This is a genomic window from Bulleidia sp. HCP3S3_C9, assembly GCF_052064035.1.
Lineage (GTDB): Bacteria > Bacillota_I > Bacilli_A > Erysipelotrichales > Erysipelotrichaceae > Bulleidia.
On the sequence record NZ_JBQHWJ010000062.1, the window covers coordinates 1 to 12241 of the forward strand.

Consider the following 12241-nt stretch of genomic DNA (forward strand, 5'->3'; position numbering starts at 1 on the left):
AGCCAAATATATTTTTAAATCTCATCCAATGACCCGCAGACAGATTACGAATGCTTTGAATGCTGCTTTTCCTATTTTTGCTTGTCAATGAATCAGATGGTCAATTATGTATTTATTAGTGTAATTAAGTATTATCTGCTTAGATTGTTTTCGAAAAAAAGAATGCAGGCAATGCAAGGAATTACACTGTCTAAGAATGAAATTGTCAATTTTTTGAATGAAGAAATTGATGGTGCAAAAGAAGTGAGAATATATGGATTATTGACAGAGTTTCAAGAATTGCTTGAGAAAAAAATAGTGAGATTGAATCAATTTGTTCGTCATTATAATGCAATGAATGCTACGAGATTGTTTGTTTCAATGTTTTATATTGAATGTATTGAAGAAGTTGTGCTGTTGATGGCTGGTGCATATCTTAGTTCAATTGGAGCCATTGTTTTTGCGAATATTATGATTGCGATTCAGTTATCTGATCAAATTAATCAAATGATTGTTGCGACTTCTATTTTGAAAATGTTTGTAGATGAATATGCGGTTTATGAAAAGAGAGTATTTGAAATTGTTGATTTAAAGCAGCAAATTGAAACAAGGAAAATTGATGAAGATTCTGTTTTGAGAATGGAACAAGTTTGCTTTTCTTATGATAAAAAAGAAGTTTTGCATGATATTTCTTTTGCAATTCAAAAAAATCAGAAAATTGGAATTGTTGGAGAAAGTGGCAGTGGAAAGTCAACGATTATGAAATTGCTTCTTGGATTGTACGAGCCTGCTTCTGGAACAGTGAAAAAAATGCAAAATCAAAGTATTTCATATATGCCGCAAGATAGTTCCATGTTCTTTACAAGTGTTAAAAATAATATTTTACTATCATTTCATGGATCTATGAAAAAAATAGAAGAATCCTCTTTAGATGCAGGTGCTAATGCTTTTATCGATAAAAAAGAAGATGGATATGATCATATGATTCAATCTGGAGAAGAAGGTTTTTCTGGTGGTGAATGTCAGCGAATATCTTTGGCAAGGATGTTTTATCAAGGTGCTGATGTTTTTGTCTTAGACGAACCGACATCTTCATTGGATGTTAAAACAGAAAAATCCATTCAAAATATCATTGATAAGATTTCTGATAAAACAATCATTGTAGTTACGCATAGATTATCTTTTGTGGAAAACTTTGACAGGATTTTCGTTGTGAATGATGGAAAAATTGTAGAAGAGGGTACACATCAACAACTGTTGGATCAACAAGGTGTGTATGAAAGCATGTATAGAAAACAAAATGGTTCTTGAGGAACCATTTTACTTATAGGTATTCAACAATTTCATGAATGTCTTTTCTCTGTGTATGACGAATGGATGGTTCATCATCTGCATATCCGATTGGCATTAACAAGACAGGTTTCATTGTATCTGGCAGCTGGAATGCCTGGGCTGTTTTTGTGTTAGGAAAACGATTGACCCAGCATGTTTCTAATCCTAGATCTGTTGCTTCTAACATGACATGTACTGCGACAATGCTGCAGTCTTCTACACCTGAGTGGATACCTTCTTCATCAGGATTTGTCCATTCTAAAGTTTCATCATATGCAAACATGAGTACACATGGTGCATTGAATGTACATGGTGTGAGGGTAGAAATCTTTTCAAGGGCTTCTTTACTTTGTAGTACATAGATTTTGACTGGCTGATTATTTTTGGCTGTTGGTGCGATTCTTCCGGCTTCTAAAACTTGATCAAGTTTTTCTTTTTCAATTGTCTGATCTTTATATTTTCTAGCGGAGTATCTTTTGTTTGCAAGTTCTAAAAATGTCATATATGTTATCTCCTTTGTTTTGTATATCATACATCTTTGTGTTTAAAATCCTTCTGTCTGATGAATGTGTATGATTTTTTGCCTGCATTTTCCACAATCGGAACAGCCATTGCAGATCAGTCTGGAAGCACATGTAGCGCAGTTTTCTCTAAAATGTGGCTTGTATAGATCTTGTTGAGGAATAGGATTGTTAAATGTATCGTATAGATTCCACTGGATTGATTTTCCTTGAAATGATAGATGAGACAGGTAAGCCTGCTTTGCCTGGAGTGGTTTACTTGGAATGTGATATGTTTTTCCGTCTTTGACAAATGTATTGCCTGTTTCTATGAAATTGAATGTGATGTTGTGTCTGAAGCAGGAATCATGTAGATCTTTGACCCATTCGTAGTGAAGTGGACGTGCACCGTCATAGTTTTCTCCGCCGCAGATGACAAGCTCAATTTGATTAGTATTTAAATACGATTCAATATCAATGTGGCCAATGAATGGTGCACACATGATACCTTTATGTTTTGCAGGAATAGATAAAAGAATCGGTATTCTTTCATCTGCTCTTCTTTGATTTTCACACGTGACATTAAGAATGACGTTATCATAGCCATCTTCCCAGTCTGAAGGTAAATGCTCTTTGATTCTTTCTGCGCGTTTTGTGAGAATATAGAACTTTACATCTTTTCGATACCGAATGATATCCCAAATGTTTTCTCTCCATGCATCTGCTTCTTCTAAAAAGAAATCAGATGTCATACATACGCGGATGAGTTCTCCTGCCTGTATTTTAAAAGAACCATCTCTTTTCTTCTGTAAAGGATAGTTGAAGTTATTTGTCTTGGTGATCAGTGTGCTATTAACATCTCTTTTAGAGTCTAAATAGTACATATAACAATGATCACAGCCTTCACTGTATTTTCTGCATCCATGCCATGGATTCCATATATCGTGCATGAAGTAAATCTAACATGAAATAGGAAATATGAAAAATGTTTTGCATATTGGTATACTAGAAATATGTCTATGATATCGTTTTTAATTAAACCGGCATCTTCATTGTGTAATTTGAGATGCAAATATTGTTTCTATGCGGATGTGAGTCAGAATAGAGAAATGGCTTCCATGGGAATCATGCAGGAAGAAGTTATGCATGCACTGATTGATAAAGCATTGCAGGTACCTGTAGATACCATACAGTTTAGCTTTCAGGGTGGAGAACCAACGTGTGCTGGAATTGTATTCTTTGAAAATTTTATTGCGTATGTGAACAAGAAGAATGTTATGAAAAAGAATATTCAGTATTCGATGCAGACCAATGGAACATTGCTGGATGAAAAATGGATTCAGTTATTGAAAGAAAATGATTTCTTGGTTGGTGTATCCATTGATGGTTTTGTGAAAAATCATGACTGCTTTCGTAAAGATGCGCAGGGAAAAGGAACACATAAAAAGATCTTGTATACGTTAAGATTGTTGAAAAATGCTGGAATTGCATACAATATTCTGACAGTTTTAACAAAGCAGCTGTCAAAAAAACCAGAGGAATTGTATCGTTTCTATACAGAACTTGGGTATCCGTATGTTCAAATCATCCCATGTTTACCATCACTAAAAGGAAATGAACCATCAGATGTATTTGCTTTAGAGCCTAAGGATTTTGCTTTGTTTTATCAAAGATTCTTTGATTTGTGGTATACAGATTTTATGCAGGGAAACTATATGTCTGTTTTATTGTTTGACAACCTGATGCAGATGTATTGTGGAAAGCTGCCACAACAGTGTGGAATGATGGGAAGATGTTCTATGCAGATGGTACTGGAAGCAAATGGGGATGTGTATCCTTGTGATTTCTTTGTGCTGGATGAATATCGTTGTGGAAATGTTTGTACAGATGCAATTGAAGATATGATACAAAGTGAAGTGGCAAAGAAATTTCTGCATGAAGAAAAGAGAATGTGTTCTCTATGTAAAACATGCAGGTTTGTACATATGTGTCATGGTAATTGTAAGAGAATGAATGTATGTTATTTTAATGATACGTATTGTGGATACAAGGCATTCTTGGAATCTATTGAAGAAAGAATGTTTGTGATTGCAAAAAGAATCAGAATAAGTGGATGAAGTTGACTAGGTTATCTGTCAGCTTCTTTTCTTTTGGATAGACAAGATAGTATGGACGAATGAGTTTATGAGAAGCAATGCTGACTTGTGTAATCGAGTGATTTTCAATTTCTTTGATACACATGTTTTTTGGGAGAATTGTAATTCCTAGACCACTTTCTACTGCGTGGATGATGGCGTGTGTACTTCTGCTTTGCCAAAGGGTATCTACGTGTATATGGTTCTTTTTGAAATATTCATCTAAGTATTGTCTGAGTGCAGAGCCTTGTTCACGATGCAGAAATGGCATGCCATTGAGAGAAGATAATGGAATCTCTTTTTGAGATGTAAATGGATGATCATTTGGTACAAGAAGGACAAGTTCATCCTGATAGAAAGGAATTGCTACAACTTCACTGGAAGAAATCATATTTTCAATAAAAGCGATATCAATTGCGTTGTGTAATAAGTCCTGATAAATGCTTTCTCCATTGCTGACACTGACTTCGATGCGAATGGATGGATATTGTTTTGAATATTGTTGAATGTATTTTGGGAGTAATGTGTTTGACATTGTGACGGTAGAACCAATACGAATCTTTTCATTATATGTAAGCATTGCCTGTTCAAGACTGTTGTAGCTGTTTAACACTCTTAGTGCATGTGTATACAGGATATCTGCAGATGGTGTTGCCAATAGCTTGTGGTGATATCTTTCAAATAAGACTGTATGATATTCTTCCTCCAGATCTTTGATACATCTAGATACAGATGGCTGGGAACAGTAGTATTGTTTTGCGGTTTCTGTGATGTTTTTTGTGGTATATACCGATATGAATAGTTCTAGTGAATGTATTGTTGCCATATTTGCTCCATAAATAAAATGATATGAAATCATAAATATAATAGCATTTTATTTATATTGATGTTAGGTATATACTAACGTCGCTTATATAGGGAGGGGTAAAGATGGAAAAGAAAATTTCGTATGGGAAATTGTTTATAGAAATGTTAAAGATATCCACATTCACATTTGGTGGTGGATTTGTCATTATTGGTATGATGCAGAAGAAATTCTGTGATGAATTGCATTGGGTTTCAGATGAAGAAGTTTTGGATATGACAGCAATTGCACAGTCTGCGCCAGGTGCTTTGGCAGTGAACAGTGCGATTATCTTTGGCTATCGTATGGGTGGCATTAAAGGTGTGCTGGTTTCTACACTTGCGACGATATTGCCTCCAATTGTGATTATTTCAATTATTTGTAATATTTATGATGCATTTTCAACAAATAAGATCATTCAGATTGCTTTACAGGTTATGAGAGCTGGTGTTGCGGCAGTCATTATGGATGTTGTGCTTGATTTAGGGGGAAAAGTATTTGAAACAAAAGACTGGATCAATATTTGTTTGATGATTGCGGCATTTGTTGCTTCCTGGATCTTTAAAGTAAGTTCAATTACGTTGATTCTATTGTTCTTGTGCTTAGGTGTTGCGAGATATTTTATTGAAAGAAAGAAGGTGCAGGCATGATTTATTTACAGTTATTTTTCGTGTATCTGCAGATTGGTGCATTTGCGTTTGGTGGTGGGTATGCAGCGATGCCTTTGATTCAGTCCCTTGTTGTTGAAGGAAAAGGATGGCTGAGTATGGCTGAATTTGCGGATCTGACAACGATTGCGGAAATGACACCAGGACCAATTGCGGTCAACTCTGCAACGTTCGTAGGACAGAAGATGGCTGGTTTGCCAGGTGCAATTGTTTGCACGCTTGGCTGTATTTTGCCGTCATTGATCATTGTTTTGATTCTAGCGTATTTATATACAAAGTTTTCTAATTTAGATATTGTGAAGAAAGTATTAGGGCAGATGCGACCTGCTGTTGTGGCAATGATTGCTTCTGCGGGTATGGGAATCTTATTGATGGGATTATTTGGAACATCTGTGTTTGCGAAAATTCAATTTGGTTCTTTACGTTTGATTGAACTTTGTGTGTTTATTGCCTGCTTTATTTTATTGAGATGTAAAAAAGCGGGACCAATTCAAATTATTTTCTTGAGTGCAGCTGCTGGTACAATTCTATATTGTGTATTATAAGAAAGCACCTCTTTCTGATAAATATATCTGAAAGAGGTGTTTTTGTTATATAAATTAATTATCGATGATTTTCTCGAGATAGCGTAGCTAAAGAACCTAATATCATTTCAATAAAAACAATAAAGATTGCCTGGTTATCTAAGAAGGAATAGTCCATTTCTTTTGAAATGGATGGCAGACAGATGTATTGATCACAATGCTTTTTGAACTTCAGGTTTGGTGTCATTGTGATGCAGATGACTGGAATGCCTGCAGATTACGAAAAAGTTCGCTATAAGTTCTTTATGGAAGCTGGCTGGGGACCAGATCTTAGAGTATTCCCTGAATTTACAGAAAGAGTCTGGAAGGAAATGATCAAGACTCCCGGAAAGATTTTAACTGTGACTCCTTGCTTTAGTACATTTGGTCAGTCTATTGATAACCAGACTGATAATGAATTGGATTTTACTTTAACAACACATTCTACTACAGCAACAGGTAAGTGGATGGGCCCTAGCAGTGTTACAACAGAAGGTTTCCAGATTGAAATTGAAGATACTTTTGGAACAAAAGCGGGAATCCTCGGCCATTCAATGACCGAGATGAAAGCGTAATTTGTTAATAAGCCTTTGACTATATGTACTTATATTATTGTCTATAAATATATCTTTTTATGTTATATATGCTATACTGTATGTATGAAGAAAAGCAATCTCATACATGCACGAACTTGTGTTTACAATGTAAATTATCATATCGTCTGGTCTGTCAAATACAGACGTAAGGTTTTGAATGTTGAAGTAGAAGCCTACATGCGTGATTTGATTCAACAGATCGCACATGACAAAGGATTTACGGTTGCGGAGTTTAAAGCTGGTGAATGTGACCATGTTCATCTGTTTGTGTCCGCACCGCCAAAGATTTCTATTTCACTGATTGTCCAGTACTTAAAGGGAATCACTGGCAGAAAGCTTTATGAACAGTTTCCTGATTTAAAGCAAAAACTCTGGAAAGGTGAACTGTGGAATCACTCGTACTATGTAGAGACCATTGGAGATATTTCAGAAGAAACCATCCGTAAATACATTGAACATCAAAGCAAGCAATACTAGAAAGGAGTCGTCATGCCGAAAGCACGTAAGAAAAATTGTTCTGAGTTTGTATCTTCACCTGTCAAAAGCGTGTTTCTGTTTGGAAAACCAAACAAGGGAAAACTCGACGTGCTTTGGCAGATGGAACACAAATATGTTGAACTGATCAACTTCAATATCGAGGCTTTGATGGCTGTTCCAGATATTCATGTGCAGCTTGTCAAGAACGATAAGAAAGATTCTTATGTTCGCCAGCTTCAGAAACAGCTTCGTCCAAAAGACATCAACTCTGCATTCTGCCAGAATGCCTTTGATACTGCTTTTACAAAGCTGTCAAACAGGCTGGATGCAATCCGTCTGGAAATGTTCAAGACAAATGATTCCATCTTCTGCCAGTCTAAGGTGCTGTTCGGCTTATGCCTTGATGGAGCAAATAAGGATGAAATGATTGCCGGCTTAAATGAAGTTATCAAGGCTGCACGTGTCAAGAAAGATATCACTTTCTATCTGGATTGCACTGCACAGCTGCAGGCTATGTCTGATGACGAGTTTGATGCACAAATGATGGAATTTCATGAGTTGTACGATATGGTTTCCATTCAATTTAAAACACCGCATGTAAAGAGCGAAGCGATTCCTTTTGACGGCAGACTGATGAGAATTGAGCCGTCTACAGATACAGTAATGCCGTATGTCATTACATTAACAAATCCTTTTGTAAAAGGTAATCGTATTTCAATTCCAATCAATACAAGCAGGCATTCACTGCATAAGATTCAAGCTAACAGGATGGCTGCTGCAGTAACAGTCAAGCCGGAAGGTACAAGAGTTCGTATTGGATGGTCTTATGCAAAATCACTTAAGAAACCGGAAACAACTGTTAACATGGGAGTAGATACAGGAATCAAGGATTCTTTCTTTCTGTCTGATGGACGTTCCATTGGATCTATGAAAAATGTCATTGATTACTATCATCATGATGTTGAACCAGCATTTGCACAGTTGAGCAGCCTGCGCAACAAGAAAAGAAGTATCAGCTATTATGTGCGTCACCATAAGAACCTTCCTTTGGATGTGAGACGTTCTCTCATTCAGAAGATGGACAGACTGGAATACATGATACGCACAGCAGATGCACCGTATCGCAAGAAGCGTGCCTACTACAATATGCTGAATCATGAGATCAAACAGGATGTAAAGACATATATGTCATGTATCACACATGATACTTTAACTGTGCTCGAATTGCTGGATATCAAGGAATTTAACAAGTCTCGCAAGTTGAATGGAGACTTGTCTACATTTGCACGTGGCAAGCTGCAGCAGAAGCTCATGTCTGAACTTAACTGGTATGGATATGACTATGTAGAAGTACCGCCAGATTTTACAAGCCAGACATGTCCGATCTGCAGCTATCGTAATGCAGAAAACCGCAGCACAGTAAACAGTAAGATCTTCAAATGTGGATGCTGCGGCTATGAAGATGATGCTGACCACGTTGGTGCAGTAAACATCAGAAACCGTGCAGCAGATAGGGAACTTCTTAAACTCTGCAAGGATGCAAAAAGTCATAAAGAAATGCAATCCAGGCTGATCAGGCTTCTGGATGACAGACATCTTGACTGGCAGATGAAACAATTGAAAACATCGATTCTGCAGGAAACAGGAAACGCTGTTTCCGTCCTGTAGAACATATGAACTACCGCTTTCTGTGCATGGCATGTCCATGTATGGGATGTAATAAGAAGATATATGCTGATTCATAGCCCTTCGGACTATAAGATTGGGTATATTTTCAAATTATCGGCTTGTGGTCAAGCATTTAGATGCTCGGCCATTCAATGACCGAGTAGTTCACATTCTTATGTTGATATTGAGATGGAAGGCAAGAAAGTTCATCTGACTGTCAATGAATTAGTACAGGGTACACATGTTTACTCTATGGATGAAGAAGTTCAGCAGTTATTGAAGGAAAGATATGGATTTACTGAATATTACAGAAGTGATCCTTTCTGGCATAATGCTTATAAATTTAGAGTGCATAAAGCTTCTTTAGATAGCTGGTATACACAGGATATTCAGATGGATATGGATCTTGTGGATGGTGATGAGATTCGTTGTAGAATATTGGAAAAGAATGGTTCATGTGCATGGACAAGTCCAATCTTTATTGAAGAATAATTTATACAAGAGTACATCGATGTGATGTGCTCTTTTTTTGAAGTCGTTTGAATAATATGATTTATTTTGGAAAAGTCGTTTGAAAAAGTTGAAGTTTGCATAGAAAAGTCACTTAAAAAAGTCACGTTTTATACGAAAAAGTCCTTTGAAAAATATGAAATTCAAAGTAGAATGTAGCTAGAAGTTGGTACATATATGTTGAAAAGAAAAATAGAAGAAAAATTGTTGCAATGGAAAAATACGAGCGAAAGAAAACCATTAATTATAAAAGGATGCAGACAATGTGGAAAAACATATTCTGTAATGAAATTTGCGAAAGATAATTATGAACATGTTGTGTATTTGAACTTTTTTGAAAATCCGGATTATAATTCGATTTTTTCTGGATCATTAGATGTGGAAAATATAACGATGATGATTTCTGCGTTGCTTGGTCAAAAGGCTGTGTTTGAAGCTGGGAAAACAATATTGATTTTGGATGAAATCCAAGAATGTGCACAAGCACGAACTGCATTGAAATTCTTTAGAATCGATGGACGTTATGATGTCATTGGAACAGGGTCTTTGCTTGGTGTGAGAGGCTATGGTGAACAACCTAAGTCGATTCCTGTTGGTTCAGAAACAACGTTACATATGAATCCTTTGGATTTTGAAGAGTTTCTATGGGCAAATGGAATATCTGAAGCAATCATATCAATTTTAAGGAAGTCATTGGAAGATGAAACTGTGATTCCTGAAGCGTTGCATCAAAGATTAAAGGAATTATTGTTGCAATATACAGTTGTTGGTGGAATGCCTGAAGTTGTGAGTGCGTTTGTGGCTAGGAAGCAAATGAATGAGGTACTTCAATTGCAAAGAGATATTGTTAGATCGTATGAAGATGATATGGTGAAATATGCGCAGGGAAGAGATAAATCTAAAATTCAAGAATGTTTTCAATCGATTCCTAGACAATTGGCAAAAGAAAATAAGAAATTTCAATATTCTTTGATTCAAAAAAAAGCAACCGCAAAATCATTTATTGGCAGTTTGCAATGGATTGAAGATGCTGGGATTATTACAAGATGTCATAATCTTTCTTTGACAGAACTTCCATTAGATGGAAATGCAATTGAAGAAATATTCAAAGTATATATGTGTGATACTGGTTTGTTTGTAAGTATGTTAGAAGATGGTACGCAATTTGATATTCTGCAAGGAAATCTTTATGGGTATAAAGGTGCAATATTTGAAAATCTTGTCGCGGATATATTTTATAAAATGGGTAGAAAACTATACTACTATCGTAAAGATTCCGGACTAGAAGCTGACTTTGTAATTCGCTATAAAGGGGAATGTACACTTGTTGAAGTGAAGGTTACAACAGGAAATACAAAGAACATAAAAACAATATTGAAACATCCTGAGAAATATCATGTGAATCAGGTAATCAAGCTAGGTGATTACAATGTTGGAAGAAGTGAGCAAATATTAACGCTTCCAGTATATATGGCATTTTTACTGACGAGTGTGTAAATTTCATCTTTGACAGTTCAAAAAGGAAAAACAGTCCGAAAATGGCTTATTTATGCCAAATTCTGACTGCTTTTGTTTTGCGCCGATATTACGTAATTTATTGTCTCTGCTTTGTAAGTTTGGTGATATTTCTGATGTTGCTCTTTGTCATGATCTGATAGTCTGTATTGAATCCAAATATTTCATGAAGCTCACCAGTAAGGTCAGTTCTTGTATAGGAAGGCTGATATCCCGTTCCTGGGATGATATGTAATTCCATTTTTCTTAGTGCTGTTATGATCTTTTCTGCTGTGTATTTTTCTTTCAGCTTTTTCAAGTATCCGATAGATCATCAGTGACAGATAGCAGATTAGAAAATGTGCCTATATTCTGTCTTCTCTGGAAAGATATACAGGTCTTGCCTGAAATTCTGTTTTCATGATTCTGAAAGATTCTTCAATCTCCCATCTCTGTTCACTTTGGCTTTTATGTATTCTCTGAAATCATCGGCCTCTTCGATCTCGAAGAAGAAGTTTGTGCATTAAAAAGTCTAAATAAAAGAATCTATACTATCAATACTAATTGAGTCGAGCTTAAAATTACACAAAAGCAATAAAGGAAAATGGAGAGTGGAGAGCATTAATCAAAAACGCTTAAAAATATTCCAAACATTCTCTTTAAACGTTGTACAAGAGTTTGCGGATTTATCGAAAGTTTAGCCCCTATACCTTAAATCTAAGGTTGACTATATATATATATAATGAGAATGTTCTAAAAAATATGCTTTTGTAACCGAAAAATAAAAGTGTAAAATAGCAAAAAAATAGATTTCAAAAACAAAAAAGTACAAAAACATATTAGAAAAAACGCATAGTATATGCAAATAGGGAGAAACAGAAATGAAGAAGAACGTAAAGAACAAAATTCTTGCTTTCTCAATGGCATCAGCAATGATTGTTCCAAATGTTGCTGTTGTATTTGCGGAAGCACCAAAAGCTGGTTTAGTCTCAGTAGCTAAAGAAGTAAGCGTTGAAGGAAAAAATTATCTTAGAGTAAATGTTGCTGATAAAGATGGCAAGGCATTGGAAGTAGTGAATGTTCCACTAGAATTAACAACGGATAAAAATTTCGATGCTATTGATTATGATATAACACCTATTTTGAAAGAAAATGGCTGGAAATTAGACAGCAAAATGTATAGTTCCAATACCATTAAAGTGAATGTATCAAAAGACGGAAATGCATCTACTGAAATTTGGGTTATAAAGGATACAAGAAATGTATATGTTCATTATGTATCCGAATCAGGAGAAATGATTGAAGACAATATTGAAGAACTGACAATTCCAGCAGATCAAACTGTAGTAAAAGCTGCTGATTTGAAAAAATTCCAGCAGGATATGAAGTTTGTGAAAAGGGAGATATTAACTTCTGTGGTGTAGAAGATGTAAATGTCAAAGTTCGTAAGGTTGCCGCACAGACAAGAAACGTGC

Annotated in this window: 14 protein-coding genes and 1 pseudogene; 10 read left to right on the forward strand and 5 right to left on the reverse strand. The window is 35.7% G+C overall.

What is annotated here, in order from left to right; translation table 11 throughout:
* Positions 1-171: 171 nt before the first annotated feature.
* Positions 172-1290 (forward strand): ABC transporter ATP-binding protein, encoded by a 1119-nt coding sequence (locus tag ACTND6_RS09545; protein WP_441023871.1) that lies wholly within the window; start codon positions 172-174, stop codon positions 1288-1290.
* Positions 1291-1303: 13 nt separating this feature from the next.
* Here the strand turns inward: ACTND6_RS09545 and ACTND6_RS09550 are convergent, their stop codons facing one another.
* Together ACTND6_RS09550 and ACTND6_RS09555 are read right to left on the reverse strand one after the other, a co-directional pair.
* Positions 1304-1813, reverse strand: coding sequence for a nitroreductase family protein (locus ACTND6_RS09550; RefSeq protein WP_441023870.1), 510 nt, complete (start codon positions 1811-1813; stop codon positions 1304-1306).
* 42 nt (positions 1814-1855) lie between these two features.
* On the reverse strand, positions 1856-2761 hold the full coding sequence (locus tag ACTND6_RS09555; protein ID WP_441023869.1) for a DUF5131 family protein: 906 nt from the start codon (positions 2759-2761) through the stop codon (positions 1856-1858).
* Positions 2762-2824: 63 nt separating this feature from the next.
* Here ACTND6_RS09555 and ACTND6_RS09560 point away from each other — a divergent pair, with 63 nt between their 5' ends.
* A complete protein-coding gene (locus ACTND6_RS09560; protein ID WP_441023868.1) occupies positions 2825-3928 on the forward strand; it encodes a radical SAM protein in 1104 nt (367 codons plus the stop codon).
* Here ACTND6_RS09560 and ACTND6_RS09565 read toward each other — a convergent pair.
* Positions 3912-4772 (reverse strand): LysR family transcriptional regulator, encoded by an 861-nt coding sequence (locus ACTND6_RS09565; protein ID WP_441023867.1) that lies wholly within the window; start codon positions 4770-4772, stop codon positions 3912-3914. The two genes, ACTND6_RS09560 and ACTND6_RS09565, sit on opposite strands and share 17 nt — an antisense overlap.
* Positions 4773-4876: 104 nt before the next feature.
* Between ACTND6_RS09565 and ACTND6_RS09570 the strand changes: the two genes are divergently transcribed.
* Entirely contained in the window at positions 4877-5440 is a 564-nt protein-coding gene (locus tag ACTND6_RS09570; protein ID WP_441023866.1) for a chromate transporter, read from the forward strand.
* Positions 5437-6003, forward strand: coding sequence for a chromate transporter (locus ACTND6_RS09575; RefSeq protein ID WP_441023864.1), 567 nt, complete (start codon positions 5437-5439; stop codon positions 6001-6003). The genes ACTND6_RS09570 and ACTND6_RS09575 overlap by 4 nt, the downstream gene beginning before the upstream one ends.
* 58 nt (positions 6004-6061) lie before the next feature.
* Here the strand turns inward: ACTND6_RS09575 and ACTND6_RS09580 are convergent, their stop codons facing one another.
* Positions 6062-6229 (reverse strand): hypothetical protein, encoded by a 168-nt coding sequence (locus tag ACTND6_RS09580; RefSeq protein WP_441023862.1) that lies wholly within the window; start codon positions 6227-6229, stop codon positions 6062-6064.
* Positions 6230-6233: 4 nt separating this feature from the next.
* On the opposite strand from ACTND6_RS09580, the gene ACTND6_RS09585 reads away from it, so the two are divergent.
* The 5 genes from ACTND6_RS09585 (at position 6234) to ACTND6_RS09605 (ending at position 10769) form a co-directional block, all read left to right on the forward strand.
* Positions 6234-6596, forward strand: a complete 363-nt coding sequence (locus ACTND6_RS09585; RefSeq protein ID WP_441023861.1) for a hypothetical protein — start codon at positions 6234-6236, stop codon at positions 6594-6596.
* 84 nt (positions 6597-6680) lie between these two features.
* Positions 6681-7094 carry an IS200/IS605 family transposase gene (gene tnpA / locus ACTND6_RS09590; RefSeq protein ID WP_441023860.1) on the forward strand — a complete coding sequence of 138 codons (414 nt, stop codon included), beginning with the start codon at positions 6681-6683 and terminating at the stop codon, positions 7092-7094.
* A gap of 12 nt (positions 7095-7106) precedes the next feature.
* On the forward strand, positions 7107-8762 hold the full coding sequence (locus ACTND6_RS09595) for a zinc ribbon domain-containing protein (protein ID WP_441023859.1): 1656 nt from the start codon (positions 7107-7109) through the stop codon (positions 8760-8762).
* A gap of 189 nt (positions 8763-8951) precedes the next feature.
* A complete protein-coding gene (locus ACTND6_RS09600) occupies positions 8952-9254 on the forward strand; it encodes a hypothetical protein (protein ID WP_441023858.1) in 303 nt (100 codons plus the stop codon).
* A gap of 195 nt (positions 9255-9449) precedes the next feature.
* Entirely contained in the window at positions 9450-10769 is a 1320-nt protein-coding gene (locus ACTND6_RS09605; RefSeq protein WP_441023857.1) for an ATP-binding protein, read from the forward strand.
* Positions 10770-10866: 97 nt separating this feature from the next.
* Here the strand turns inward: ACTND6_RS09605 and ACTND6_RS09610 are convergent.
* Positions 10867-11227, reverse strand: a pseudogene (locus tag ACTND6_RS09610) (IS1634 family transposase); the annotation flags it as partial.
* A gap of 420 nt (positions 11228-11647) precedes the next feature.
* On the opposite strand from ACTND6_RS09610, the gene ACTND6_RS09615 reads away from it, so the two are divergent.
* The gene (locus ACTND6_RS09615; RefSeq protein WP_441023855.1) at positions 11648-12190 is read left to right on the forward strand and encodes a hypothetical protein; all 543 of its coding nucleotides are present in this window, start codon (positions 11648-11650) and stop codon (positions 12188-12190) included.
* Positions 12191-12241: the final 51 nt, after the last annotated feature.

Excerpts from the sequence above, each read along its gene's own strand:
- ACTND6_RS09545 (WP_441023871.1), top strand. The coding sequence starts at position 172 with ATGCAAGGAATTACACTGTCTAAGAATGAAATTGTCAATTTTTTGAAT.
- ACTND6_RS09550 (WP_441023870.1), bottom strand. The coding sequence starts at position 1,813 with ATGACATTTTTAGAACTTGCAAACAAAAGATACTCCGCTAGAAAATAT.
- ACTND6_RS09555 (WP_441023869.1), bottom strand. The coding sequence starts at position 2,761 with ATGCACGATATATGGAATCCATGGCATGGATGCAGAAAATACAGTGAA.
- ACTND6_RS09560 (WP_441023868.1), top strand. The coding sequence starts at position 2,825 with ATGTCTATGATATCGTTTTTAATTAAACCGGCATCTTCATTGTGTAAT.
- ACTND6_RS09565 (WP_441023867.1), bottom strand. The coding sequence starts at position 4,772 with ATGGCAACAATACATTCACTAGAACTATTCATATCGGTATATACCACA.
- ACTND6_RS09570 (WP_441023866.1), top strand. The coding sequence starts at position 4,877 with ATGGAAAAGAAAATTTCGTATGGGAAATTGTTTATAGAAATGTTAAAG.
- ACTND6_RS09575 (WP_441023864.1), top strand. The coding sequence starts at position 5,437 with ATGATTTATTTACAGTTATTTTTCGTGTATCTGCAGATTGGTGCATTT.
- ACTND6_RS09580 (WP_441023862.1), bottom strand. The coding sequence starts at position 6,229 with ATGACACCAAACCTGAAGTTCAAAAAGCATTGTGATCAATACATCTGT.
- ACTND6_RS09585 (WP_441023861.1), top strand. The coding sequence starts at position 6,234 with ATGCAGATGACTGGAATGCCTGCAGATTACGAAAAAGTTCGCTATAAG.
- tnpA (WP_441023860.1), top strand. The coding sequence starts at position 6,681 with ATGAAGAAAAGCAATCTCATACATGCACGAACTTGTGTTTACAATGTA.
- ACTND6_RS09595 (WP_441023859.1), top strand. The coding sequence starts at position 7,107 with ATGCCGAAAGCACGTAAGAAAAATTGTTCTGAGTTTGTATCTTCACCT.
- ACTND6_RS09600 (WP_441023858.1), top strand. The coding sequence starts at position 8,952 with ATGGAAGGCAAGAAAGTTCATCTGACTGTCAATGAATTAGTACAGGGT.
- ACTND6_RS09605 (WP_441023857.1), top strand. The coding sequence starts at position 9,450 with ATGTTGAAAAGAAAAATAGAAGAAAAATTGTTGCAATGGAAAAATACG.
- ACTND6_RS09615 (WP_441023855.1), top strand. The coding sequence starts at position 11,648 with ATGAAGAAGAACGTAAAGAACAAAATTCTTGCTTTCTCAATGGCATCA.